At 71.1% G+C, this 25,172-nt stretch carries 25 protein-coding genes; 15 read left to right on the forward strand and 10 right to left on the reverse strand.

The genetic code is table 11. From position 1 onward, the window contains the following. Together scy and mce are read right to left on the reverse strand one after the other, a co-directional pair. Window positions 1-2,701 (reverse strand): polarized growth protein Scy (scy, locus tag ACH4LD_RS28015; protein WP_398106196.1); only part of this gene is annotated, 2,701 nt, incomplete at its 3' end. A gap of 206 nt (window positions 2,702-2,907) precedes the next feature. Then, entirely contained in the window at window positions 2,908-3,348 is a 441-nt protein-coding gene (mce, locus tag ACH4LD_RS28020; protein ID WP_030656158.1) for a methylmalonyl-CoA epimerase, read from the reverse strand. 149 nt (window positions 3,349-3,497) lie between these two features. Here mce and ACH4LD_RS28025 point away from each other — a divergent pair, with 149 nt between their 5' ends. The 3 genes from ACH4LD_RS28025 (at window position 3,498) to ACH4LD_RS28035 (ending at window position 6,134) form a co-directional block, all read left to right on the forward strand. Continuing rightward, on the forward strand, window positions 3,498-4,706 hold the full coding sequence (locus ACH4LD_RS28025) for an acetyl-CoA C-acetyltransferase (protein WP_398056015.1): 1,209 nt from the start codon (window positions 3,498-3,500) through the stop codon (window positions 4,704-4,706). 63 nt (window positions 4,707-4,769) lie between these two features. Beyond that, window positions 4,770-5,726, forward strand: coding sequence for a methylmalonyl Co-A mutase-associated GTPase MeaB (gene meaB, locus ACH4LD_RS28030; protein WP_398056013.1), 957 nt, complete (start codon window positions 4,770-4,772; stop codon window positions 5,724-5,726). Between the two features lie 27 nt (window positions 5,727-5,753). After that, the gene (locus ACH4LD_RS28035) at window positions 5,754-6,134 is read left to right on the forward strand and encodes a hypothetical protein (protein WP_398056012.1); all 381 of its coding nucleotides are present in this window, start codon (window positions 5,754-5,756) and stop codon (window positions 6,132-6,134) included. A gap of 157 nt (window positions 6,135-6,291) precedes the next feature. Here ACH4LD_RS28035 and ACH4LD_RS28040 read toward each other — a convergent pair whose 3' ends face one another. The 4 genes from ACH4LD_RS28040 to ACH4LD_RS28055 form a co-directional block, all read right to left on the reverse strand. Further along, window positions 6,292-6,768 (reverse strand): MarR family winged helix-turn-helix transcriptional regulator, encoded by a 477-nt coding sequence (locus ACH4LD_RS28040; RefSeq protein ID WP_103812626.1) that lies wholly within the window; start codon window positions 6,766-6,768, stop codon window positions 6,292-6,294. Window positions 6,769-6,860: 92 nt separating this feature from the next. After that, window positions 6,861-7,670 carry an AIM24 family protein gene (locus ACH4LD_RS28045; RefSeq protein ID WP_398056011.1) on the reverse strand — a complete coding sequence of 270 codons (810 nt, stop codon included), beginning with the start codon at window positions 7,668-7,670 and terminating at the stop codon, window positions 6,861-6,863. Continuing rightward, complete coding sequence (locus tag ACH4LD_RS28050) at window positions 7,667-8,317, reverse strand: AIM24 family protein (RefSeq protein WP_132788686.1); 651 nt, start codon at window positions 8,315-8,317, stop codon at window positions 7,667-7,669. The genes ACH4LD_RS28045 and ACH4LD_RS28050 overlap by 4 nt, the downstream gene beginning before the upstream one ends. A gap of 1 nt (window position 8,318) precedes the next feature. Next, window positions 8,319-8,951, reverse strand: coding sequence for an AIM24 family protein (locus ACH4LD_RS28055; protein ID WP_398056183.1), 633 nt, complete (start codon window positions 8,949-8,951; stop codon window positions 8,319-8,321). Between the two features lie 153 nt (window positions 8,952-9,104). Between ACH4LD_RS28055 and ACH4LD_RS28060 the strand changes: the two genes are divergently transcribed. From ACH4LD_RS28060 to ACH4LD_RS28095, 8 genes are all read left to right on the forward strand, one after another. After that, window positions 9,105-9,449: a DUF3817 domain-containing protein gene (locus tag ACH4LD_RS28060; protein WP_398056009.1), complete on the forward strand. Its 345-nt coding sequence runs from the start codon at window positions 9,105-9,107 to the stop codon at window positions 9,447-9,449. Beyond that, complete coding sequence (locus ACH4LD_RS28065; RefSeq protein ID WP_014675047.1) at window positions 9,446-9,739, forward strand: MTH1187 family thiamine-binding protein; 294 nt, start codon at window positions 9,446-9,448, stop codon at window positions 9,737-9,739. Before ACH4LD_RS28060 ends, ACH4LD_RS28065 begins: the two co-directional genes overlap by 4 nt. A gap of 140 nt (window positions 9,740-9,879) precedes the next feature. Beyond that, the gene (locus ACH4LD_RS28070) at window positions 9,880-10,632 is read left to right on the forward strand and encodes a hypothetical protein (protein ID WP_398056007.1); all 753 of its coding nucleotides are present in this window, start codon (window positions 9,880-9,882) and stop codon (window positions 10,630-10,632) included. Then, window positions 10,629-11,309 (forward strand): DUF4166 domain-containing protein, encoded by a 681-nt coding sequence (locus tag ACH4LD_RS28075; protein WP_398056006.1) that lies wholly within the window; start codon window positions 10,629-10,631, stop codon window positions 11,307-11,309. Before ACH4LD_RS28070 ends, ACH4LD_RS28075 begins: the two co-directional genes overlap by 4 nt. After that, window positions 11,306-11,956: a TetR/AcrR family transcriptional regulator gene (locus ACH4LD_RS28080; RefSeq protein WP_132788690.1), complete on the forward strand. Its 651-nt coding sequence runs from the start codon at window positions 11,306-11,308 to the stop codon at window positions 11,954-11,956. Before ACH4LD_RS28075 ends, ACH4LD_RS28080 begins: the two co-directional genes overlap by 4 nt. A gap of 167 nt (window positions 11,957-12,123) precedes the next feature. Next, window positions 12,124-12,633 carry a MarR family transcriptional regulator gene (locus tag ACH4LD_RS28085; protein ID WP_132788691.1) on the forward strand — a complete coding sequence of 170 codons (510 nt, stop codon included), beginning with the start codon at window positions 12,124-12,126 and terminating at the stop codon, window positions 12,631-12,633. A gap of 42 nt (window positions 12,634-12,675) precedes the next feature. Beyond that, window positions 12,676-13,014 carry a DUF3817 domain-containing protein gene (locus ACH4LD_RS28090; protein WP_356341732.1) on the forward strand — a complete coding sequence of 113 codons (339 nt, stop codon included), beginning with the start codon at window positions 12,676-12,678 and terminating at the stop codon, window positions 13,012-13,014. Between the two features lie 75 nt (window positions 13,015-13,089). Continuing rightward, window positions 13,090-14,790 carry a methylmalonyl-CoA mutase gene (locus tag ACH4LD_RS28095; RefSeq protein ID WP_398056005.1) on the forward strand — a complete coding sequence of 567 codons (1,701 nt, stop codon included), beginning with the start codon at window positions 13,090-13,092 and terminating at the stop codon, window positions 14,788-14,790. Window positions 14,791-14,937: 147 nt separating this feature from the next. On the opposite strand, the gene ACH4LD_RS28100 is transcribed toward ACH4LD_RS28095, so the two are convergent. Beyond that, on the reverse strand, window positions 14,938-15,582 hold the full coding sequence (locus ACH4LD_RS28100) for a TetR/AcrR family transcriptional regulator (RefSeq protein ID WP_398056004.1): 645 nt from the start codon (window positions 15,580-15,582) through the stop codon (window positions 14,938-14,940). A gap of 208 nt (window positions 15,583-15,790) precedes the next feature. Here ACH4LD_RS28100 and ACH4LD_RS28105 point away from each other — a divergent pair, with 208 nt between their 5' ends. The 4 genes from ACH4LD_RS28105 to ACH4LD_RS28120 all read left to right on the forward strand — a co-directional run bounded on the left by ACH4LD_RS28105 (window position 15,791) and on the right by ACH4LD_RS28120 (window position 20,180). Continuing rightward, window positions 15,791-16,762 (forward strand): tetratricopeptide repeat protein, encoded by a 972-nt coding sequence (locus tag ACH4LD_RS28105; protein WP_398056003.1) that lies wholly within the window; start codon window positions 15,791-15,793, stop codon window positions 16,760-16,762. 624 nt (window positions 16,763-17,386) lie between these two features. Then, window positions 17,387-18,025: a DUF6230 family protein gene (locus tag ACH4LD_RS28110; RefSeq protein ID WP_398056002.1), complete on the forward strand. Its 639-nt coding sequence runs from the start codon at window positions 17,387-17,389 to the stop codon at window positions 18,023-18,025. Between the two features lie 117 nt (window positions 18,026-18,142). After that, window positions 18,143-18,733, forward strand: coding sequence for a DUF6114 domain-containing protein (locus ACH4LD_RS28115; RefSeq protein WP_103812638.1), 591 nt, complete (start codon window positions 18,143-18,145; stop codon window positions 18,731-18,733). After that, entirely contained in the window at window positions 18,723-20,180 is a 1,458-nt protein-coding gene (locus tag ACH4LD_RS28120) for a hypothetical protein (RefSeq protein ID WP_398056001.1), read from the forward strand. The genes ACH4LD_RS28115 and ACH4LD_RS28120 overlap by 11 nt, the downstream gene beginning before the upstream one ends. 97 nt (window positions 20,181-20,277) lie before the next feature. On the opposite strand, the gene pyk is transcribed toward ACH4LD_RS28120, so the two are convergent. From pyk to pta, 3 genes are all read right to left on the reverse strand, one after another. Further along, window positions 20,278-21,705, reverse strand: a complete 1,428-nt coding sequence (gene pyk, locus ACH4LD_RS28125; protein ID WP_132788699.1) for a pyruvate kinase — start codon at window positions 21,703-21,705, stop codon at window positions 20,278-20,280. A gap of 84 nt (window positions 21,706-21,789) precedes the next feature. After that, entirely contained in the window at window positions 21,790-23,001 is a 1,212-nt protein-coding gene (locus tag ACH4LD_RS28130; protein WP_398056000.1) for an acetate kinase, read from the reverse strand. Beyond that, window positions 22,998-25,100: a phosphate acetyltransferase gene (gene pta / locus ACH4LD_RS28135; RefSeq protein ID WP_132788701.1), complete on the reverse strand. Its 2,103-nt coding sequence runs from the start codon at window positions 25,098-25,100 to the stop codon at window positions 22,998-23,000. Before pta ends, ACH4LD_RS28130 begins: the two co-directional genes overlap by 4 nt. Window positions 25,101-25,172: the final 72 nt, after the last annotated feature.

The raw sequence follows: 25,172 nt of genomic DNA on the forward strand, positions 1-25,172 counted from the left end.
CGTCCGCACGGGTGCGGGCCGCCGCCTGGTCGGCCTCGGCCAGCGCGTCCGACGCCTCGGTGCGCACCCGCTGGGCGTACTCGCCCGCGTCCGCGCGCAGCCGCTCGGCCTCCGCGACGGCCTCCGCCATCGTCCGCTCGGCCAGCGCCTTCGCGGCCTCCGACTCCTCGTTCGCCTCGCGACGGATCCGCGAGGCGTCCTCACTGGCCCGCTCCCGCTCGGCGTAGGCGTCGGCGCGGACCCGGTCCGCCTCCTCCTCGGCCTCCCGGCGGGTACGGTCCGCCGCGTGCTCGGCGGCCGAACGCAGCCCGGCGATCTCCTCCTGCGCCTGCTCGTGCAGTCCGGCGACGGAGTCCCGCACCTGCTGCGCGTGCTGCTCGGCGGCGGCGACCATCTCGGTGGCGCGCCGGTCGGCCTCCTCCACCAGCCGGGTGGCCTCGGCCTGCGCCTCCTCCACGCGCTTGCGCGCGGAGGCCAGCAGCTCCTCGCTCTGCTCGCGGGCCCGCTGCCGCTCCTGGTCGGCCTCCTCGCGGGCGGCGCCGAGGAGCTCCTCGGCCTCGCGGCGGCGCCGGGCGGCCTCCTCCTGCGCGGCGGCCAGCGTCTCGGACGCCTCGGTGCCGAGGCGCTCGGCGGCGGCCTGCGCCTCCGCGCGCACCCGGTCGGCGGTGTCCTGGGCCTCCGCCTTCAGCCGCTCGGCCTCGGCGGCCGCCTCGGACCGCAGCCGTACGGCGATGGCCTCGCCCTCGGCCCGGGAGGCGGACGCGTCGGACGCGGCCTCGTCCCGCAGCCGCTCGGCCTCGGCCTCGGCCTGCTGCTGGAGCGTGCGGATCCGCTCGGCGGACTCCGCGCGCAGCCGCTCGGTCTCCTCGGCGGCCTCCCGGCGGATCCGGGCCGCCTCGGCGCGGGCGTCCGTCAGCGCCTGCTCGGCCGACGCCAGCCGCTCCTGTGCCTCGGTCTGAAGCCGGCTCAACTCCTCGGCGGCCTCGGCGCGACGGGACTCGACGGCCTTCTCGGTCTCCTCGCGCAGGTCCCGCGCGGCCTTCTCGGCGTCCGACCGGACCGTCTCGGCCTGCTCGGCGGCCTCGGCACGCAGCCGCTCGGCCTCCTTGCGGGTGCGCTCCAGGGTCTCCTCGGCCTGCCGGCGCAGACCGGTGGCCCGCTCGATGGCCTCGGTGCGGACCTTCTCGCTGTCGGCGGTCGCGGTCTGCCGCAGCTCGTCGGCGTCCGCCTTGGCCTTGGCCAGCAGCTCCTCGGCGGACCTGGCCGCCTCCTCGATCTGCGCCACCGCCTCCCGGCGGGCCTCGGCACGGATCGACTCGCCCTCGGCGACCGCGTCGGCGCGCAGCTGCTCGGCCTCGCCGCGCAGCCGGCGGGCCTCCTCCTGGAGCTCGACCGTCTTGGCGCGGTACTCCTTGGTGTCGTCCTTCGCCGCGCCCTTGAGCTGCTCGGCGATGTCGTGCGCCTCGGCGCGCAGCCGGTCCGCCTCGGCCTCGGCCTCCGAACGGATCCGCTCGGCCTCCTCGGCGGCGGCCCTGGTGGTCTTCTGGGCGTTCTCGGACGCCTTGTTGAGCACGTCCTCGGCGGTCTTGGCGGCCTTGGACAGCTGGGTGGCCGTCTCCTCGGCGGTGATCGAGCGGGCCTTCTCGGCGGCCTCGGCGACGATCTTCTCGGCCTCGGCGCGGGCGTCCGCGACCAGCTGCTCGGCCTCGGACTTGGTGTGCTCGGCCTCCTTGGTGGCCTCCTCGACCAGCCGGGCCACCTGCTCCTTGGCGGTGCGCGTCCGCGTCTCGTTGGCGGCCTCGGCGGTGGCGAGGGCCTTGGCGGCGGCCTCCTTCGCCTCCGTGACCACCTTCTCGGCCTCGGCCTGCGCCTTGCGCAGCGCCTCCTCGGCCGCCGTCATCCGCTCCTCGGCGGCCCGGCTCAGCTCGGCGGCCTGCCGGCGCGCCGCGTCCGACTCGGTGACCGTGGCCGTCCGCAGCTGCTCGGCGTGCTCGGTGGCCTCCTGCGCCTGCGTGGAGGCCGCGTTCAGCAGCCGCTCGGCGTCCGTGCGGGCCCGGCGCAGGATCTGCTCGGCCTCCGCGCGCGCCGACTCGGCCTCGCTCTGGAGCCGCTCCCGGGCCTCCCGGGTCAGCCGTTCGGCCTCCGCGCGGGCGGCGGCCATCGCCTGCTCGGCCTCCGCGCGGGACTCCTCCAGCAGCCGGCGGGCCTGCTGCTCGGTGCGGGCGCGCAGCTGCTCGGCCCAGGCCACGTTCTCGTTGACGTGCGACTCGACGGTCGCCCTGCGCTCGGCCAGCTCCTGGTCGAGCTGCTGGCGCCGGGTCACCGCCTCCTGGTGCAGCTCGGCCTGGAGCCGCGCGGCCTGCTCGGCGTGCTCCTGGAGGATGCGCTGGGTCTGCGCACGGGCCTGGCTCAGCTCCCGCTCGGCGTCCTGGCGCAGCTGCTCGGCCTGCATCTGGGCGTTGCGGAGCAACTGTTCGGCCTGGTACCCGATGTCACCCGCGTCGTAGGCGGGCCGGGTCATGAGGGTGCGCCGCGCCTCGTGCAGCTTGGCGCGCAGCACCTCGACCTGGTAGCCGAGGTCCTCGGCGTGCTGGATCGCCTTCTCGCGCTCGGTCCTCAGCCGTTTCATCTCGGCCTCGAACCGAGAGAGGTGGTCGACGTCAGCCGCCGGCTCTCGCTCCTGGCTCTCGTAGCCCCGCACTGCGCGGTCCCATCCGTCCCCTGGTCAGCTTCTCCAACGAGCTCCGTCCATCCGCCGAACGGGGCCCCCGGGGAATGGTGTCAGACAGACGGCGGAGCACGGGCTGTTGCCCCGACGCTCGTCCCCCGAAACCCGGACCCCGGCATGCGGCCGTCCCCGTTTCAGGGACGACCGCCCCCAACCCTACCGGCCCTTATGTACGGGGGTCAGTGCTCAGGTGACTCAACAGGGGCCGAAGTGACCAGTTCTGTCAGAACGCCATGGCAATCCTTGGGGTGAAGGAAGGTGATCCGCGACCCCATGGAGCCCCGTCGCGGCTCGTCGTACAGCACCCGGACGCCCTTTCCGCGGATGTCCGCGGCGTCCCCGTCGACGTCCGCCGTGCCGAAGGCGATGTGGTGGACGCCCTCCCCGTTCTTCGCGAGCCACTTGCCGACCGCCGAGTCCTCGCGGGTCGGTTCCAGCAGCTGGAGGTAGGAGGCGCCGCCGTCCGAGGTCTCGTTGATCTTGAGCATGGCCTCCCGCACGCCCTGCTCCTCGTTGACCTCGGTGTGGAACACCTCGAAGCCGTACGTGGCCCGGTAGAACTCGACGGTCGCGTCGAGGTCGTGGCAGGCGATCCCGATGTGGTCGATTCGCGTCAGCATGGATTCAGTGCAGCGCTCCCCGGATGGTTACGCAACGTGCGCGCGATCACACCGGCGGGCCGGTGACGCCATGTCCAACCGCTCAGTACATTCGAAGTAAACCCTCGTTCACTCCTCGGCTGTGTGCAGCTGGAAGGGGATCGCACCTCATGTCTTCTGGATCTTCTGGAACGACCAGCTCGGTGATCGTCGCGGGCGCGCGGACGCCCATGGGGCGGCTGCTGGGCTCGCTGAAGTCCTTCTCCGGAGCCGACCTGGGCGGCTTCGCGATCAAGGCCGCCCTCGACCGTGCGGGGATCGGTGGCGACCAGGTGCAGTACGTCATCATGGGCCAGGTGCTCCAGGCCGGCGCCGGCCAGATCCCGGCCCGCCAGGCCGCCGTCAAGGCCGGCATCCCGATGAACGTCCCGGCGCTGACCGTCAACAAGGTGTGCCTCTCCGGCCTCGACGCCATCGCCCTCGCCGACCAGCTGATCCGCGCGGGTGAATTCGACATCGTCGTGGCGGGCGGCCAGGAGTCCATGACCAACGCCCCGCACCTGCTGCCCAAGACCCGCGAAGGGTACAAGTACGGCGCGGTGCAGATGCTCGACGCGATGGCCTACGACGGCCTGACCGACCCGTGGGAGAACATCCCGATGGGCGAGTCCACCGAGAAGCACAACACCCGCCTCGGCATCGGCCGCGCCGAGCAGGACGAGATCGCCGCCCTGTCCCACCAGCGGGCCGCCGCCGCCCAGAAGAACGGCCTGTTCGAGGCCGAGATCACCCCCGTGGAGATCCCGCAGCGCAAGGGCGAGCCGGTGCTGTTCAGCAAGGACGAGGGCATCCGCGGCGACACCACCGTCGAGTCCCTGGCCAAGCTGCGCCCGGCCTTCGCCAAGGACGGCACGATCACCGCCGGCTCCTCCTCGCAGATCTCGGACGGCGCGGCGGCCGTGGTCGTGATGAGCAAGGCCAAGGCGGAGGAGCTGGGCCTGAGCTGGCTCGCCGAGATCGGCGCGCACGGCAATGTGGCCGGCCCGGACAACTCGCTGCAGTCCCAGCCGTCGAACGCCATCCAGCACGCCCTGAAGAAGGAGGGTCTGGAGGTCTCCGACCTGGACCTCATCGAGATCAACGAGGCCTTCGCCGCCGTCGCCGTGCAGTCAATGAAGGACCTCGGCGTGTCCACGGAAAAGGTGAACGTCAACGGCGGCGCGATCGCGCTGGGTCACCCGATCGGTATGTCCGGCGCCCGGCTCGTGCTCCACTTGGCGCTGGAGCTCAAGCGGCGCGGTGGCGGCGTCGGCGCGGCGGCGCTGTGCGGCGGCGGGGGCCAGGGTGACGCGCTGATCGTGCGGGTACCGAAGGCCTGAGACCCCGAGGGTCTGTTTCCGGTACGCCGGTGTCCGGTACGTGGTGAACTGAACGGAGCTGTGATGCAGGACGTCTCCTCTCTGGTGGCCCAGGCCAGGGAAGGCCGGCCGCGGGCCGTGGCCCGGCTGATCTCCCTCGTGGAGGGGGCGTCCCCGCAGCTGAGGGAGGTCATGGCGGCGCTGGCCCCCCTGACGGGCAACGCGTACGTGGTCGGCCTGACGGGCTCGCCGGGCGTCGGCAAGTCCACCTCCACCTCCGCGCTCGTCACCGCGTACCGCAAGCAGGGCAAGCGGGTCGGCGTCCTGGCCGTCGACCCCTCGTCGCCGTTCTCCGGCGGCGCCCTGCTCGGCGACCGGGTCCGGATGTCGGAGCACGCCTCCGACCCCGGCGTCTACATCCGCTCCATGGCGACCCGCGGCCACCTCGGCGGCCTGGCCTGGGCGGCCCCGCAGGCCATCCGGGTGCTGGACGCGGCCGGCTGCGACGTGATCCTGGTCGAGACGGTCGGTGTGGGCCAGTCGGAGGTGGAGATCGCCTCCCAGGCGGACACCAGCGTGGTCCTCCTGGCGCCCGGCATGGGCGACGGCATCCAGGCGGCGAAAGCCGGAATCCTGGAGATCGGCGACGTGTACGTCGTCAACAAGGCCGACCGGGACGGCGCCGACGCCACCGCCCGCGAGCTGAACCACATGCTGGGCCTGGGCGAGGCCCGGGGCCCCGGCGACTGGCGTCCGCCGATCGTGAAGACGGTCGCGGCGCGCGCGGAGGGCGTCGAGGAGGTCGTGGAGGCCCTGGAGAAGCACCGCGCCTGGATGGAGGAGCGCGGGATCCTCGCGGAGCGCCGGAAGGCCCGCGCGGCCCGCGAGGTGGAGACCATCGCGGTCACGGCCCTGCGCGAACGCATCGGCGACCTGCACGGCGACCGCCGCCTCAGCGCCCTCGCCGAACGCATCGTCACCGGCGAACTGGACCCGTACCGCGCGGCGGACGAACTGGTCGCGGGGCTCACGGAGGGCTGAGGGGGCGGGCGGATCACCAGAGGCGGGGTGGACGCGTTCCGTGCGGGACGGGCCGGCCGGCCCCGCGATCCCGGGTTCACACGCCTTTCGCGGCCCTCGTACGCCGCCGTCCTGCGCGTTCCGCATGCGCGCCGCACCTCCACCGCAGCCCTGACGGCCCGCCTGTCCTACGGCATGGTCTCGCTCGCGGCGCTGCCGTCCGTCACGCACGCCACCGGGTCCTACGCCGTCCCCGGCACCGTCGTGCTCGCGACCGCGGGCCTGGCGTCCGTCCTGGGGGCTCTCGCGGCGGCCATGGCCTGCGCGGGAGCGTTCATCGCCCCGGCCCTGACGACGGCCTCCGGGGCCGACGAATCGGCCCTGGAGGGCGCCCGTACGCGGACCGGGGCATGGTGGACATGGCGGTGAACGCGGGAAGCTCGGCGGGGGCGGCGGCCGGGTTGGCGATCGGCCGACTGCCGCAGCCCCTGTGCGGGGACGGTACGGATGGGCGCTGCGCCTGGCCGGCGCCGGTGAGCGTGCCCACCCCCGCCCGGCTACCGCACCCCGAGCCGACGAGTCCGGCTCAGGGGCGTCCCCGCTGCCCCCTTAGATGCTCGGCGATGGGCTTCAGTGCCTTGTCCAGTTCCATCAGCGCGTCCGGCGACAGCAGATCGATGAAGTGCCGGCGCACCGATGCGACATGGTGCGGCGCGACCTTCTTCATCGTCTCCATGCCGTGATCCGTGAGCACGGCGAAGAGTCCTCGCCGGTCCGTGTCACAGTTCTCGCGGCGCACCAGGTTCGCGTTCTCCATACGCGTGATCTGGTGCGAGAGCCGGCTCTTGGACTGCATCGTCGCGGAGGCGAGGTCGCTCATCCGCATCCGCACGTCTTCCGACTCGGACAGGTTCACCAGGATCTCGTAGTCGTTCATTGTCAGGCCGAACGGCTGCAGATCCTTTTCGAGCTGGTACGTCAACAGCCTGTTGACCTCCAGGTGGGTGCGCCAAGCGCACTGCTCCGCATCGGTCAGCCAGCGCGTGGCCGTCTCGGTCTCCATGAATGAAGTCTACCTAAGAAGTTGAATGACGAACTACTTCGGGTGGTGTGACAGTGCGCACGCGTTCGACGTCACACTCCGCAGACTACCGCTCACAGCCCGAAGCGACGCTGGAGGTCCCCCAGCTGTCCGGGAAGGCGCGGTACGCCCGATGGTTGCGAACCGTGTCCGCTTGGCGCCGTTCCGCCACCGCCGGGCACTCCCGGTTCGGGAGGAACCGCCCCCGTGGCCGCCTCGGCCATAAGGGTCTCCGTCGACTGCAAAAGGACCGTCCCGGCGCCCACGAACTCGAACTGGTGCTCCTCCCCGGAGACCCCGCCGAGGCCCGTCATCGCACGCAGACCGCCCAGTACACCCGCCATGTACCCGTGGTCGTAGTGATGGCACGGGGACGGGCAGTCGGCCCACCCGACGAGCGCCTGGGGGTCGACCCGGATCGGAGGTTCCATGAACACCACCGGCCCGTTAGATGCCGCCACAAACTTTCCGGTTCCGATAAGGGTCAGAAAACCCGGCACGATCGACTGCTTGAGCGCGAGACTTGGCTGAAAAGCGAGCAGGTTGCCCGCGCGAATGGTCAAGTTCCCGTCGTCCAGGTCGTAGGAGTTGACGTCGAAGGCCCGGTCGGCCAGCAGCATCTTGCCGGAGCCCTCGGCCACGACCCAGTCGCTCGCGTGCAGTGGCGAATGGAACGACGTACGGACAAGTCGGTCGAGTCGCCCGTGCCCGATGCCGTTGAACTCGATCGTCCCGTAGTAGGCGATCATCTTCCCCTTCTGCAGGAACCACTGCCCGCCCTTGAGCTCCACACAGAAGGTGTACTTGTTCACGTTGTCGTCGGCGGGCAGCGTCACCGGGTCGTGCACGACCGGCCCGGCGCCCGGAGTTCCGTAGGTGCTCACAGCTTCTCCTCCGAGGCCTGGACGTACACCGTGCCGTTGCCGCTCAGCTCCAGCTGGAAGGCCTCGCCGGAGCCCCGGCCCACCATGTCGCGCCAGCCGAGCGCGGTGGACAGCTTGTTGCGGACGTCGCCGTGGTGGGCGACGTAGGCCTGGGGGTCGACATGGACCGGGCGCTGCGGGGTGACCGGGATCTCGAAGACGCCGCCGTGCGCCATCACGGCCACCGCGCCCTGTCCCTGGAGGGTCGTCGTGAACAGGCCCTGGCCCGTGACCTGCCCGCGCACCATGCCCATGACGCCGCCCTGGGAGCCCATGAACATCGTCCCCTGCCGCAGCGTGCCCTCGAAGGCGAGCAGCCGGTCGGCCTCGACGTAGAGCGTGTCGCCGGTGAGGGTGATCACATGGACGTGGTGGCCGCCGTGTCCGAAGAAGACCGTGCCGCTGCCCTCCACGGTCATCAGCGGGGTCGCCTCGCCGGCCACGCGGCGCCCGATCATCGACATGAGCCCGCCCTGGCCGCCCTGGACGTTGGGCGTGAAGGACACGTCCCCCTTGTAGGCGAGCATCGCGCCGCGCTGACTGAACAGCCGCTGCCCCGGCGCCACCGTCGCCTCGACCATCTTGGAGTTGATCTCTCGGAAGGTCATCTCACAGGTCCCCCGCGATCGTGTTCCGCTCGCTCGGCTGCACGTACACCAGGCCGTCGCCCTCGAAGCGGATCTGGAAGGCCTCGCCGCCGCCCTCCCCGAGGAGCGTGCGGAACGTCACACCGGACTGGAACGACTGCCGGACGTTGCCCTGATGGGCCACATAGGCGCCCGGGTCGACGGTCAGCGGGTACTGCGGCGTGACCCGCAGCACGACCGCCGGGCCGTCCGAGACGATGGCCGCCTGGCCGTGGCCTTCCACGGTCGTCGTGAACAGGCCGTTGCCCTGCGAGGCCCCGCGCAGGCCCGTGAACGTCGTGCCCGTTCTGAGCCCCGCGTCCGTGGCCAGCAGGTTGCCCGCCTCGACGTAGAGCTTGTCGCCCTGGAGGCTCACCAGGTTGATCTCGGACGCCCGGTCCGCGAACCAGCAGGTCCCGTGTCCCTTCACCTCCATCACCGTCATCTGCTCACCGGTGAGCCGCCGGGTCACCATCCCGCGCAGCCCCTCGCCGCCACCGCTCAGCTTCTTGAAGGCCATCCGCCCGTCGTACGCGACCATCGAGCCGTTCTTCGCCTTCACGGCGTCCCCGGTCATGTCGACGGCGAGGACCTTGCTCCCCTGGAGCCGGAACATCGCCACGCTGTGAAAGTAGCGGCCGGGCGGGTGGACGGAACAGGGCCCATGGGTGGAGACCCACCCTGAGCGGACCCCTAAGGGCGCGGTTTGCCACAATGGGGGAACGCTTGTGCGTGCGTTCACAAACGACTCTCCCACCGAAGGTGACCCGTGGACATCAAGACCGCCACCGCCCTCCGCCGTCTCCGACTGGTCTCGGCCCCGGAGGCCGTGTCCTTTCTGATCCTGCTCCTGTGCTCGGTGCTGAAGCGGACCACGGACTTCAACGCGGTCCCCGTGATGGGCGGGGTCCACGGCGTCCTCTTCATCCTGTACGTGATCTTCTGGGCGGACGCCTGGAACCGCGCCAAGTGGTCGCTGAAGACGGCGGCCCTCTACTTCGTCCTCTCGGTGCTGCCGACCGGCGGCTTCTTCGCCGAGCGCAAGCTGCGCCGCGAGGCCGAGGACGCCGTCATCGCCGCCCGTGCCCGCAAGGAAGGGGTCGTGAACGCATGATCGTCGCCTTCTCCGTGACGCCCCTCGGCGTCGGTGAGGACGTGGGGGAGTACGTCGCCGACGCCGTGCGCGTGGTCCGCGAGTCGGGCCTGCCCAACCGCACCGACGCCATGTTCACCTCGATCGAGGGCGAGTGGGACGAGGTCATGGACGTCGTCAAGCGGGCCGTCGCCGCCGTCGAGGCGCGTGCCCCGCGGGTCTCGCTCGTCCTCAAGGCCGACATCCGCCCCGGCGTGACCGACGGGCTCACGTCGAAGGTGGAGACCGTCGAACGGCACCTCGCCCAGTAGAGCGGCCCGTTGGCCGAAACCCCGGTCCCAGGGCCGGGGTTTTCTCGTGCCAGCTCTTTGAGCGACCGCTCAAAACGGTGTACTTTCGGCGCAGACGATTTGAGCAGTCGCTCAAACTCCGGGCTCACGTGGGGGAACACATGGGTCTCTACATAGAGACGCACATTCGCGCCGACCTCGACGAGCTATGGGCCCGTACCCAGGACCCCGCCCGCCACCAGCGCTGGGACCTGCGCTTCACCGAGATCGAGTACCTCCCGCGCGCGGAGGGCGAGCCGCAGCGGTTCCGGTACGCCACGCGCGTGCTGCCGTTCCTCACGGTCTCCGGCACCGGCGTGGCCGCCGGCGAGAAGGAGCGCCCCGACGGCAGCCGGACCTCCGCCCTGCGCTTCTCCTCCCCGCACCCGCTCTCCCTGATCGCGGAGGGCAGCGGCTACTGGCGCTACGTCCCCGACGCCCATGGCGTCCGCTTCCTCACCGGCTACGACTACCGCCCCCGCTGGGGAGCCCCCGGCGCCCTCGCCGACCGCCTGCTGCTCCGCCCGCTCATGGGCTGGGCCACCGCCTGGTCCTTCGACCGGCTCCGACTCTGGCTGGAGCGGGGCATCACCCCCGAGCGGGCCCTGTACCGCTGGCTGGCGGAACTGACGGTCCGGGCGGTCCTCCTCGCCCTGTGTCTGACCGGACTGGGACGGGGCTCGCTCCCCGGCCCGTCCGGCCCCTTCGCGGACTCGCTGGCCTACCTCTGCCCGCTCCTGCTCCTGCTCGGCGTCTGGCTGGCCCTGTTCAAGGCACCGCTCGCCGGCACCCCGGCCGCCCGCCGCTGCCTGCGCGCCCCCGCCACCCGCACCCGCGCGCCCCGCCTCCTGCGCACCCTGGAGAAGCACGGATGACCTCGATCTTCCAGACCGCCATGGGACCGGCGTTCCAGCGCCTGCACCCCGCCCTGCGGCGCCGCTTCTCGGTGGGCCTGGCCGGCGGCGAGGCCTGCACCGGCCGGGGCGTGATGGACCGGATCTGGCACGGACCGGCCTTCGTGAAACCGTTCCTCACCCTGGGCGCCACCCGGAACATCCTGGTCCCGAGGGCCGGCCGGAACGTGCCCTTCGTGATCGAGAACGTGCCCTACAGGGACAGCTTCGGGCGTGAGACGGTGAGCTTCGTGCGCACCTTCCACCTGCCCGGCCGCGCCCGCCGTTTCGACGCCCAGATGGTGCTCGGCCCCGGGGGCGACCGGGTCCTCGACTACCTCGGCACCCACCAGCACCTCGCGACCGACCTGCACTTCCACGCCGAGCCCGACGCCTCCCTGCTCATCCGCTCCGGAGCGCACCGGTTCCGGGAGGGCCCGGTGGACGTCCGCGTCCCCGAACTCATCGGCGCGACGGCCGAGGTACGGGAGTCGTACGACGAGACGGCCGGCCGCTTCCGCGTCCGTGTGCGCGTGGTGAACCGCTGGTTCGGCCCGCTCTTCGGTTACGAGGGCTCCTTCACGGTGTCGTACACCGACGTCCGCGCCCATGGCGTGCGGCCCGGACTGCGCCCGGTGCGGGAGGAGGCGCGCGCGTGAGCCCGGAGACCGCGAAGGCGCAGGAGACCAAGACCAAGCTGCTGGAGGGCGCGCTGCGGACGCTCACCGAGCAGGGCATCGCCAAGACGTCGGCCCGTACGGTGGCGGCGGCGGCCGGGGTCAACCAGGCGCTGGTCTTCTACCACTTCGGATCGGTGGACGAACTGCTCGCCGCGGCCTGCCGGTACGGCGCGGAGAAGGCCGTGGCCCGGTACCGCGAGCGCCTCGCCGCGGTGGACTCGCTGTCCGAGCTGCTCGCCGTCGGCCGCGAGATCCACGAGCACGAGCGGGCCGGCGGCCATGTGGCCCTGCTCGGCCAGCTGCTGGCCGGCGCTCCGACGCACGCGGCACTGGGTCCCGCGACGGCCGACGGGCTGCGGCTGTGGATCACCGAGATCGAGCAGGTGCTCCGGCGCGTGCTGGCGACGACCCCCTTCGGTGAGTTCGCCGACCCGGCCGGTCTGGCGCGGGCGGTGGCCGCGTCGTTCGTCGGCATCGAGCTGTACGAGGGGGTGGACGAGGCCGGGGCGCACGCGGCGCTGGACGCCCTGGAACAGCTCGGCGCGCTCGTGGCCGCGGTGGAGTCCCTGGGCCCGGTCGCCCAGCGGGCCGTCCGGCACCATCTGCGGCGGCGGGGGCGCGGCTGACCGCCCGGACGGCCGGGATCCGCGGGCGGGCGCGCGGGCGCGACCGCCTGCCGAGCCCCTGGTCCGGCGACCCGCGCCGGGCCGCCGGCACACGTTCGTGAGCGGCCGGGGACCGAAAGGCGAGACGGAGCTGACCGGCATATGACCGGCCGGTAGGGTCTGATGACGTGCCGAAGCCTCTCAGCCTCCCGTTCGACCCCATCGCCCGCGCCGACGAACTCTGGAAGCAGCGGTGGGGCAAGGTGCCGTCCATGGCCGCGATCACCTCGATCATGCGGGCCCAGCAGATCCTGCTCTCCGAGGTGGACGCGGTGGTCAAGCCGTACGGGCTGACGTTCGCCCGGTACGAGGCGCTGGTGCTGCTCACCTTCTCCAAGGCCGGTGAGCTGCCGATGTCCAAGATCGGCGAGCGGTTGATGGTGCATCCCACGTCCGTGACGAACACGGTGGACCGGCTGGTGAGGTCCGGGCTGGTCGCCAAGCGGCCCAACCCCAACGACGGGCGCGGCACGCTGGCCGTCATCACCGACAAGGGGCGCGAGGTGGTCGACGCGGCCACCCGCGACCTGATGGCCATGGACTTCGGGCTCGGGGCGTACGACGCCGAGGAGTGCCAGGAGATCTTCGCGCTGCTGCGACCGTTGCGGATCGCGGCACACGACTTCGAGGAGCAGTGACCCGGGGCAAGATCTCCCGGAACGGGTGGTTACGCTCGCTCCATGAAAAAAAGCGTGCTGACCCGCTACCGCGTCATGGCCTACACCACCGGCGTACTGCTGGTGCTGCTCTGCCTGAGCATGATCGCGAAGTACGGGCTGGACGTCGACGGTGCCGCCGACTTCACCCGGGTCGTCGCCATCGCCCACGGCTGGCTGTACGTCGTCTACCTGATCTTCGCGTTCGACCTGGGCTCCAAGGCCAAGATGCCGGTCGGCCGTCAGCTCTGGGTGCTGCTGGCGGGGACGATCCCGACCGCCGCGTTCTTCGTCGAGCGGAAGATCAGCCGCGAGCTGGAGTCCCGGGTCGCCGACGAGGCCCCGGCCGTCGCCAAGGCGTAGCGGGTACCGCCGTACGGATGCCGTGCGGCGGTCTGCCATCGACATTTACTAGGACGTCCAAGTAAATTCGAGGGTATGGACGCTCACGCCATCGAGGAGGGCCGCCGCCGCTGGCAGGCCCGCTACGACGCCGCGCGCAAGCGCGACGCGGACTTCACCACGCTCTCCGGCGACCCCGTGGAGCCCGTGTACGGGCCCCGGCCGGGCGACACGTACGAGGGATTCGAGCGGATCGGCTGGCCCGGGGAGTACCCCTTCACGCGCGGGCTCCATCCGACCGGCTACCGCGGCCGCACCTGGACGATCCGGCAGTTCGCCGGGTTCGGCAACGCCGAGCAGACCAACGAGCGGTACAAGATGATCCTCGCCGCCGGAGGCGGGGGTCTGTCCGTCGCCTTCGACATGCCCACGCTCATGGGGCGGGACTCCGACGATCCCCGCTCCCTCGGCGAGGTCGGCCACTGCGGGGTCGCCATCGACTCGGCCGCCGACATGGAGGTGCTGTTCAAGGACATCCCGCTGGGGGACGTGACGACCTCCATGACCATCAGCGGGCCCGCCGTACCGGTCTTCTGCATGTACCTGGTCGCCGCCGAGCGGCAGGGCGTCGATCCGGGGGTGCTCAACGGGACCCTCCAGACCGACATCTTCAAGGAGTACATCGCCCAGAAGGAGTGGCTCTTCCAGCCCGAGCCCCATCTGCGGCTGATCGGCGACCTGATGGAGCACTGCGCGGCCGGCATCCCGGCGTACAAGCCGCTCTCCGTCTCCGGGTACCACATCCGGGAGGCCGGATCCACGGCCGCGCAGGAACTGGCGTACACGCTGGCGGACGGGTTCGGGTACGTCGAGCTGGGGCTCAGCCGCGGTCTCGACGTCGACGTCTTCGCGCCCGGCCTGTCCTTCTTCTTCGACGCGCACGTCGACTTCTTCGAGGAGATCGCCAAGTTCCGGGCGGCGCGCCGGATCTGGGCGCGGTGGATGCGGGACGTGTACGGCGCGAAGTCCGAGAAGGCGCAGTGGCTGCGGTTCCACACGCAGACCGCGGGTGTCTCGCTGACCGCGCAGCAGCCGTACAACAACGTGGTGCGTACGGCGGTGGAGGCGCTGGCGGCCGTGCTCGGCGGGACCAACTCGCTGCACACCAACGCGCTCGACGAGACCCTCGCCCTGCCCTCCGAGCAGGCCGCGGAGATCGCGCTGCGCACGCAGCAGGTGCTGATGGAGGAGACCGGCGTCGCCAATGTGGCCGACCCGCTGGGCGGCTCCTGGTACGTCGAGCAGCTGACGGACCGGATCGAGGCGGACGCGGAGAAGATCTTCGAGCAGATCAAGGAGCGGGGGCTGCGGGCTCACCCGGACGGGCGACACCCGATCGGGCCCATCACGTCCGGCATCCTGCGCGGGATCGAGGACGGGTGGTTCACCGGGGAGATCGCGGAGTCCGCGTTCCGCTACCAGCAGGCGCTGGAGAAGGGGGACAAGAAGGTCGTCGGCGTCAACGTCCACACCGGGTCCGTCACCGGGGACCTGGAGATCCTGCGGGTCAGTCATGAGGTGGAGCGGGAGCAGGTGCGGGTGCTCGCCGAGCGGAAGGCGGCGCGGGACGAGGCGGCTGTGCGGGGGGCGCTGGACGCGATGCTCGCCGCGGCCCGGTCCGGGGCCAACATGATCGAGCCGATGCTGGACGCCGTGCGGGCCGAGGCGACGCTGGGGGAGATCTGCGGGGTGCTGCGGGACGAGTGGGGGGTGTACACGGAGCCGGCCGGCTTCTAGTGCCCTCGGCCGGGCCGGCCCCCAGGGGGCTCCGCCCCCTGCACCCCCGGCCTGTGCCCACCCACCACCCGACTCGGCCGGCCGTGAGATGGCCGTCGCCGCCTGCTCGGCCGGCCGTGAGGTGGCCGGCGACTCGCGTTCGGCCGGTCAGGAAGGTGCCGTCGACTCCTGCTCGGTCGGCTGGGACGTGAGGCCCTGGAGCAGTAGGCGTGTGAAGCTGCGGACCCAGTTCTCGTCCGCCGGTTTGCCGCTGACCAGGGTGCGGTGGACCACCGCGCCCGCGACCACGTCGAAGATGAGGTCCACCGTGCGGGTGGCTTCCCCGGGGTCCGGTTCCGGGGGGAGTTCGCCGCGGCGCTGGGCCCGGGCGCGGCCCGCCAGGACCAGCCGCATCTGGCGGTCCACGATGGAGGCGCGGATGCGTTCGCGCAGGGCGTCGTCGCGGGTGGCCTCGGCGACCACCGCCATCAGGCCGCTCTTGGCCTCCGGTCGGGCCAGGATGGCCGCGAACTGGAGGACGACGCCCTCGATGTCGGCGGCGAGGCTGCCGCGGTCGGGGAGTTCCAGCTCGTCGAAGAGCTCCGCCACCGCGTCCACGACCAGCTCGTTCTTGCCGGCCCAACGGCGGTAGAGCGTCGTCTTCGCAACCCCGGCCCGCGTGGCGACGTCTCCCAGGGTGAGTTTCGACCAGCCGAGTTCGACCAGGGCCTCCCGGGTCGCGGCCAGGATCGCGGTGTCCGCGGCGGCGCTGCGCGGGCGTCCGGTACGGCTGGCGGGAGTGCGGCTCTGCATCCCCCGACCATAACCGGCGGGATCTGTGCGGTCGTGAGGGAGATCACCGGGGTGTGGTGTCGCGCGGTGCCCTCATGGCATTACGCTACGGGTCGTAGCGAAAGCTCGCGAGGGACGTACGCGAGCGACGACCACCAGGCGTGGGGTGGGGACCCGGCGCCGCACATCGATTTTTCCATCAGACGCGGGATCGGGGGAGGATAGACGCATGCAGCCACGGAACATGTCCATGAGCGGTGTCGTCGATCTCGCCGCGGTGAAGGCGGCCCAGGAGGCCAAGGCCAAGGCGGAGCAGGCGCGCGCCGAAGCGGCCCGGCAGGGCGGGACGGGGGCCGTCTCCCCGGCCGATCTCGTCATCGACGTCGATGAGGCGGGTTTCGAGCGGGACGTCCTGCAGCGCTCCGCCGAAGTCCCGGTCGTCATCGACTTCTGGGCCGAGTGGTGTCAGCCCTGCAAGCAGCTGAGCCCGGTCCTGGAGCGGCTGGCCGTCGAGTACAACGGGCGCTTCCTCCTCGCCAAGATCGATGTCGACGCCAACCAGATGCTGATGCAGCAGTTCGGGATCCAGGGCATCCCGGCCGTGTTCGCCGTCGTGGCGGGCCAGGCGCTGCCGCTCTTCCAGGGGGTGGCCGGCGAGCAGCAGATCCGGCAGACCCTGGACCAGTTGGTGGAGGTCGCCGAGCAGCGTTTCGGGCTGACCGGTCTGACCGTCGACCCGGACGCGGAGCCGGGCGGTGCCCCGCGGGCCGCGTCGACCGAGGGGCCGTACGACGCCGCGCTGAACGCCGCCGCGCAGGCGCTGGACGCCGGCGACCTCGGCGGGGCCGTCCAGGCGTACAAGAACGTGCTGGCCGACGACCCGGCGCATCCGGAGGCCAAACTGGGCCTGGCACAGGCCGAGTTGCTCCAGCGGGTGCAGGGCATGGACCCGCAGAAGGTGCGTCAGGAGGCGGCCGAGAAGCCGAAGGACCCGCAGGCGCAGATCGCCGCCGCCGACCTGGACCTGGTGGGCGGGCACGTCGAGGACGCCTTCGGGCGGCTCATCGAGACCGTGCAGCGCACGGCGGGCGACGACCGGGAGGCGGTACGGCTCCGGTTGCTGGAGCTGTTCGAGGTCGTGGGCCAGGAGGACCCGCGCGTGGTGGGCGCACGCAGGGCGCTCGCGCGCGCCCTGTTCTGACCAGTCGCTAAACGCCACGGCTTGTGATGCCGGGGTGAAAGGTTTGCCGACGGGACATCACGGCGGCCGCACTTTGCCAAATCTTGGTAATCGCGGCCGCTGTTACTCCGAGTAAATCGAGGCCGTTGGTCTGTCTGGATTCGTCCAGGGATCAACGGCTTTGCTCTGCCCTTCGATGCCACCGAGCGTCGCCCTCCGAGACCGGTCGGTCGTCCTCCGGTTATCCCCCCGTTACTAGCCAGTAACGAACCCCCTTGTGTCCAGGCCGAGAATGCACCACGATCGGCGACGCTCGGTCCATTCCCGTACCCCGGCAGCCGGTCGGGTCACCGGGAGACTCTGGGTCCCCACCGAGCAGAGCCGGCGGCAGTGGCGCCGGGTCTAGGGCAGGGGGGTCTTCGCCGGCCGGCGAAGCCTGCCCAGCAGGGTTGTGCGTGATGCGTGTCAGGCGCGACCAGTGGTTGTCGCTCGGGGGTGATCGCCGGTGATTCGGGCGCGGTTCGCGCCTCCGAGCGCGGGCGCTCTCCTTCCCGAGGACGTAGCACTTCTCCCATCCCTGCCCGGCTGAGCCGCTGATTCGGGGCGAGCCCGGGCCAGGAGATGTACGTCCGAGAAGGAGGAAATATGGAGTCCCAGGTGCGTGGCGGGACCAGATGGAAGCGGTTCGCTGTGGTCATGGTGCCCAGCGTGGCCGCCACGGCGTGTATAGGTGTCGCCCTCGCGCAGGGCGCTCTCGCGGCCTCGTTCAGCGTGTCCGGCCAGTCGTTCAAGGTGTCCGCCGACCAGCTCGTCGGCACCGGCTTCTCGCAGTACGGCGCCATCGACAGCGGCTACACGCTGGACGGCAAGAAGACGGCGCACCCGGTGGCCGTCTCGGCGTTCAAGCACGCCGAGATCACCAACCTGTGCCAGTCCGTGGTCACGCCCGACGTGCCGATCTTCGGCAACGTCAGCCTGATCCTGCGGGCCGGTGGCGCGGGCGCCGAGAAGGTCCAGGCCGACAACATCTACATCGACGTCGCCGACCTCAACGCCGACGCGACGTTCGAGAACATCGACATCGGTGTGGCCGCCAAGGACGCCTCCAAGGGTCCGGGCATGAAGGGCGGCGGCGAGCAGTCCAACCCGTACGGGTTCGCCCAGCAGGCCGACAAGGCCACGCTGTCCGACGTGAAGCAGACGGCGTGGGCGACCACCGCCGGAACCTTCAAGCTCAGCGGCCTGAAGATGTCGCTGTCGACGGGTGTCAAGGAGTGCTACTAAGCACTCGCTGACGGGCGGGGGAGCCGGTGGCGCCCCCGCCCGTCAACACTCCGGCCGCGTCCTCACGCGCGGCACACATCACCACCACAGCAACGCCGCACCAGGGAGCTGTTTTCCATGAGCGCCGAGACTCCTGCCGCCGCACCCGGCCAGTTCACCCGCCGGAGGCTGCAGTTCCGCGCCTGGCGGGGTACGCGGCCGTTCTGGGCCGGTCTGTTCGTCATGCTCGGCGGCTTTCCGATCATGTACTTCCCGTACGCCCACCTCCAGCTCGGACACCTGACGCTGGCCATGGCGACCACCGCGGGAGCCGGGTCCCTGATCATCGGTGTGCTGCTCATCGTCCTGGGCATCAGCCTCTGGTTCCAGAAGCACGTACGGACCTTCGCGGGCGTCGCCGCGATCCTGCTCGCGCTGGTGTCCATCCCCGTGTCCAACTTCGGCGGCTTCGTCATGGGCTTCCTGCTCGCCCTGGTCGGCGGAGCGCTGGCCGTGGCCTGGGCGCCGGGCACGCCTCCGCAGGAGCAGCCGCCGGCCGAGGCCACCCCGGACGAGGGCGGTACCCCCGACACGGCTCCGCTGCCGCACCAGGGCACGGCCCCGGCGGCCGACGCGGGCCCGGCCGGGCCGTACAAGGCGCCGTGGGAGAACGACCTGTCAGGAACGAGCCCGGCCAACGGGGCGAACGGGAGGCACAGTGCCGGCTGACGAGGTGACCCGCGGGACCGACGTGGACGGGTCCCGCGCGAGAACCGGGCCCCGCCACGCGGCCCCCAGAAAGCCGCTGTTCACCAGGTTCCACATGCCGGCCGGCAAGGCGATAGCCTCGGTGGCCATGCCCACGGCGGTGCTCATGGGCATGGGCTTCACCTCCACGCTCGCCCTCGCCGACAACAACGGCAGCCCGGCCCCGTCGACGTCGGCGAAGAGCCTGACGGCCGACGAGTACAAGGACTGTGTGAAGGCGCTGGACGACGGCTCCAAGGACCCCTCGGCCTCACCGTCGCCGTCCCCGTCCCAGAGCACGACGGCCGCGCCGTCGCCGTCGGAGACCACCGGGAGCGGGAAGACGCAGGAGTCGGGCGGCACCTCTTCGTCGGATTCAGGTTCCGACGGCAGGGACACGCCCGAGCCGACCGCGACCTCGGGGTCCTCCGACTCCGGCTCGGGCTCCGGTTCCTCGGGCTCCGGTTCTTCGGGCTCCGGTTCCTCGGGCTCCGGTTCGTCGGACTCGGGTTCGGGTTCCGCCGGCGCCGGCACGACCACGCCGACGCAGTCGCAGACCCAGAGCGGTGGCGGCACCCTCCTCGACACCATCGGCGACACGCTCGGTGACCTCCTCACCGGCGGCGGCAAGGACTCCGGTACGTCGTCGCAGACGCCGGCCCCGACGCCGTCCGCGTCCCAGTCGTCCGCCACGGACACCCCGTCCACGGACACCTCGTCCGGCGGCGGCAAGGAGTCGGGCGGCGGCAAGGAGTCCGGCGGAGGCAAGGAGTCCGGCGGCACCTCCGACACCGTCAAGGACACGGTGAAGAAGGCCACGGACACGGTCAAGGACACCGTCGACGGCACCACCGGCACCGTCTCCAGGACGGCCGGGGACGCCACGAAGGCGGCCGGTGACGCGACCGGGGCGGACACGCCGGACCCGTCCGCGAGCGAGTCCGCCTCCGCCGACGACTGCCCGGTGGCCACGGACGACGTGGGCGGCGTCGACAACAAGGTGCTGGTGGCGGACGACCCCTGGTACCTGAACGCCAGCTCCCTGCTCCTCAAGGGCGCCGACTACCAGGGGATCGTCGAGGTGAAGACGGCGAACGGCACCACCAAGAAGGTGCTGAAGTACGTCATCTCCGGCGGCACCGACATCGGCGACCTGCACCAGACGGTGAAGGACAAGCAGGCGAACAAGACGTACCACGTCCAGGCGGCCAAGGGCTCGACGTCCACCATCACCGGCGGCGACACGGTGATGTACACCGAGAGCATCTCCGGCAACCTGTTCGGGCTGATCCCGGTGACCTTCAGCCCCGACAGCCCGCCGCCGCTGAACATCCCGCTGATCTACTTCACCAACGTCAAGGTGGTCCAGGCGGCTCAGTTCGGCGGCAACCTGCACGTGCCCGGCATGCACGTGTACACGACCGACTGAGCGGTCGTACAAGCCAGTTCGGGAGCCGCACAACACCGAGGGCGCCCCCCGTCGCGGGGGGCGCCCTCGGCACCTCACAAGACCCTTGCCGGACGGGTCACTTGCTCTGGGTGCCCAGGTGGTGGACGCGGAGCATGTTGGTGGTGCCGGGGACCCCGGGGGGCGAGCCGGCGGTGATGATGAGGGTGTCGCCCGTCTCGAACCGGCCGAGCCGCGCGATCTCCTGGTCCACCAGGTCGACCATCTCGTCGGTGGTGTTCACGAACGGCACGACGTGCGACTCCACGCCCCAGCTCAGGGTGAGCTGGTTGCGGGTGCCCTCGTCGGTGGTGAAGGCGATGATCGGCTGGATCGCGCGGTAGCGGGAGAGCCGGCGCGCGGTGTCACCGGACTGCGTGAAGGCGACCAGGCCCTTGCCGCCGAGGAAGTCGGCGATCTCGGCGGCGGCACGGGCCACCGAACCACCCTGCGTGCGCGGCTTCTTGCCGGGGACGAGGGGCTGGAGCCCCTTGGAGAGAAGCTCCTGCTCGGCCGCGGTGACGATCTTCGACATGGTCTTGACCGTCTCGACCGGGTACGCGCCCACGCTGGACTCGGCCGACAGCATGACCGCGTCGGCGCCGTCCAGGATCGCGTTGGCGACGTCGGAGGCCTCGGCGCGGGTCGGACGCGAGTTGGTGATCATCGACTCCATCATCTGGGTCGCGACGATCACGGGCTTGGCGTTGCGCCGGCACAGCTCGATCAGGCGCTTCTGCACCATGGGGACCTTTTCGAGCGGGTACTCGACGGCGAGGTCACCGCGGGCGACCATCACGCCGTCGAACGCCATCACGACGTCCTCCATGTTCTCCACCGCCTGCGGCTTCTCCACCTTGGCGATGACGGGGACGCGGCGGCCCTCCTCGTCCATGACGCGGTGGACGTCGTGGATGTCCTTGGCGTCCCGGACGAAGGACAGCGCGACCAGGTCGCAGCCCATGCGGAGGGCGAAGCGCAGGTCCTCGACGTCCTTCTCGCTCAGCGCGGGCACGTTGACGGCCGTGCCGGGCAGGTTGATGCCCTTGTGGTCGGAGACGACACCGCCCTCGATGACGATCGTCTTCACCCGCGGGCCCTCGACGTCCAGGACCTTCAGCTCGACGTTGCCGTCGTTGATCAGGACCTGGTCGCCGCGCGAGACGTCGCCCGGCAGCCCCTTGTACGTCGTACCGCAGATGTGCTTGTCACCCGGCACGTCCTCGGTCGTGATGACGAACTCGTCACCGCGCTCCAGCTCGACCGGACCCTCGGCGAAGGTCTCCAGACGGATCTTCGGGCCCTGAAGGTCGGCGAGGACGCCGATGGGACGGCCGGTCTCCTTGGAGGCGGCCCGGACGCGGTCGTACCGCGCCTGGTGCTCGGCGTGGGTGCCGTGGCTGAAGTTGAACCGGGCCACGTTCATGCCCGCCTCGATCATGGCGACGAGCATCTCGTGGGAGTCGACCGCGGGGCCGAGAGTACAGACGATTTTCGAACGGCGCATGGGGCGATCCTATCGGTTTGTTTCGCTACGGAATATTCCGTCTGGCGGAAGATACAAATGAGTGCCGCACCGCTCAGGTGCCATTCAGTTGTTCTTTCCGACCAGTGCGTAGGTCTGCGTCGCGATCTCCAGTTCTTCATCCGTCGGCACCACCGCGACCGCCACCCGGGCGGACTCCGGCGAAATCAGCCGCGGTCCGCCGCCGCGCACGGCGTTCCGCTCCGGGTCGACCGCCAGGCCCAGGCCCGTCAGCCCCGCGATCGCCGCCTCCCGCACCGGTGCCGCGTTCTCGCCGACCCCGGCGGTGAAGGCCACCGCGTCCACCGTGCCGAGCACGGCGTAATAGGCACCGATGTACTTCTTGATCCGGTGAATGTAAATGTCGAAGGCGAGCGCGGCCTCTTCGTCGCCCTCGTCGATCCGGCGGCGGATCTCCCGCATGTCGTTGTCCCCGCACAGACCGAACAGACCGCTCCTCTTGTTGAGAAGAGTGTCGATCTCGTCCATGGACATATCCCCAACCCGGGCCAAATGGAAGATGACGGCCGGATCCAGATCACCGGATCGCGTACCCATCACCAGCCCCTCCAAGGGGGTCAGTCCCATGGAGGTGTCCACGCAGCGGCCCTGCCGCACCGCGGAGGCGGAGGCGCCGTTGCCCAGGTGCAGCACGATCACGTTGACCTCGGACGGGTCCTTGCCCAGCAGCCGCGCGGTCTCCCGGGAGACGTACGCGTGCGAGGTGCCGTGGAAGCCGTAGCGGCGGATGCGGTGGCGGTCGGCGATCTTCGGGTCGATCGCGTAGCGCGCCGCCGGCTCCGGCATCGTCGTGTGGAACGCGGTGTCGAAGACGGCGACCTGCGGCAGGTCCGGGCGCAGCGCCCGCGCGGTGCGGATGCCGGTGAGGTTGGCCGGGTTGTGCAGCGGGGCGACCGGGATCAGCCGCTCGATCTCGGTGAGCACCTCGTCGTCGATGACGGTGGGCTCGGTGAAGAACATCCCGCCGTGCACCACCCGGTGGCCGATCGCGGCCAGCTCGGGCGAGTCCAGGCCCAGGCCGTCCCGGGTCAGCTCCTCGGCGACCGCCTTGAGGGCGGCGTCGTGGTCGGCGATCGGCCCGGTGTGCTCACGGGTGTCGCCGCCGGTGACGCAGGTGTGCTCGATCCGGGAGGTCTGCTCGCCGATCCGCTCGACCAGGCCCACCGCGAGCCGGCTGCTGTCCCGCATGTCCAGCAGCTGGTACTTCACGGACGAGGAGCCGGAGTTGAGGACGAGGACACGGGTGGGGGAGGTCACTGCTGGGACGCCTTCTCGCTGGGGGTCTGGGCGGGGCTCTGGGCCTGGATCGCCGTGATGGCGACGGTGTTGACGATGTCCTGGACGAGCGCGCCCCGGGACAGGTCGTTGACCGGCTTGCGCAGACCCTGGAGCACCGGGCCGACGGCGATCGCGCCGGCCGAGCGCTGCACGGCCTTGTAGGTGTTGTTGCCGGTGTTGAGGTCGGGGAAGATCAGCACGCTGGCCTGCCCGGCGACCTCGGAGCCGGGCAGCTTGGTCGCGGCGACGGACGGCTCGACGGCCGCGTCGTACTGGATCGGGCCCTCGATCTTCAGGTCGGGCCGGCGCGAGCGGGCCAGCTCGGTGGCCTCGCGCACCTTGTCGACGTCGGCGCCCGACCCGGACGTACCGGTCGAGTACGACAGCATCGCGATCCGGGGCTCCACGCCGAACCGCGCGGCCGTGGTCGCCGACTGGATGGCGATGTCCGCGAGCTGCTCGGCGTCCGGGTCCGGGTTGACCGCGCAGTCGCCGTAGACCAGCACCTTGTCGGCCAGGCACATGAAGAACACGGACGAGACGATCGAGGCGTCCGGCTTGGTCTTGATGATCTCGAAGGCGGGCCGGATGGTGGCCGCCGTGGAGTGCACCGAGCCGGACACCATGCCGTCGGCCAGGCCCTCCTGGACCATCAGGGTGCCGAAGTAGTTGACGTCCGACACGACGTCGTAGGCCAGCTCGACCGTGACGCCCTTGTGGGCGCGCAGGGCCGCGTACTTCTCGGCGAAGGAGTCGCGCAGCTCGGAGGTGGCCGGGTCGATCAACTGGGTGTCGCCGAGGTCGATGCCGAGGTCGGCGGCCTTCTTGCGGATCTGGTCGACCGGGCCCAGCAGGGTCAGGTCGCACACGCCCCGGCGCAGCAGCACCTCGGCCGCGTGCAGCACCCGCTCCTCGGTGCCCTCCGGCAGCACGACCCGCCGCTTGTCGGAGCGGGCCTGCTCCAGCAGCTTGTGCTCGAACATCATCGGGGTGACCCGGTCGCTGCTCGGCGCCGAGACCCGGCGGGCGAGGTCGGTGGTGTCGGTGTACCGCTCGAACAGGCCGAGCGCGGTCTCCGCCTTGCGCGGGGTGGCCGCGTTCAGCTTGCCCTCCAGGGAGAACAGCTGCTCGGCGGTGGGGAAGCTGTTGCCGGGCACCGAGAGCACCGGGGTGCCGGGGGCGAGGCGGGCGGCGAGGGTGAGGATCTCCTCGCTCGGCACCTCGTTCAGGGTGAGCAGCACACCGGCTATCGGCGGGGTGCCGGCGCTGTGCGCGGCGAGCGAGCCGACGACCAGGTCGGCGCGGTCGCCCGGGGTGATGACCAGGCAGCCCGGGGTCAGGGCGCCGAGGAGGTTCGGCAGCATCGCGCCGCCGAAGACGAAGCCGAGGGCGTCCCGGGCGAGTCCGGAGTCGTCACCGAGGAGCACCTTCGCGCCGAGAGCCTGGGCGATCTGAGCGACCGTCGGGGCGGACAGGGCCGGCTCGTCGGGGACCACGTACGTCGGCACCGGCAGCCGGTCGGCGAGCCGCTCGGCGATCTCGTCGCGGTCCTCGCGGGCCACCCGGTTGGCGACCATGGCGAGCACGTCGCAGCCGAGGCCGTCGTAGGCGCGGTAGGCGTTGCGGGTCTCGGCCAGCACGGACTCGGCGGACTGCTTGCGGCCCCCGACCACCGGGATGACCGAGGCGCCGAACTCGTTGGCGAGCCGGGCGTTCAGCGACAGCTCGTCCGGGAGCTGGGTGCCGGCGTAGTCGGTGCCGAGGACGAGGACCACGTCGTAGTCCCGGGCCACCAGGTGGAAGCGGTCCACCAGGGCGGAGACCAGCTCGTCGGTGCCCTGCTCGGCCTGGAGCGCGGACGCCTGGTGGTAGTCCATGCCGTAGACGGTCGCCGGGTCCTGCGCGAGGCGGTACCGGGACCGCAGTAGCTCGAACAGGCGATCCGGGCCGTCGTGGACGAGCGGACGGAACACGCCCACCCGGTCGACCTGCCGGGTCAGGAGTTCCATGACCCCCAGCTCCACGACCTGGCGTCCGTCACCGCGGTCGATCCCGGTCACGTACACGCTGCGCGTCACGTGTCCACTCCGTTCCTCATGTCGCTTTCGTCGCCTCTGCGGCATAAAAATCGCTCACCGAGGTGAGCAGAA

The organism is Streptomyces sp. NPDC017676 (assembly GCF_044329325.1).
GTDB lineage: Bacteria > Actinomycetota > Actinomycetes > Streptomycetales > Streptomycetaceae > Streptomyces.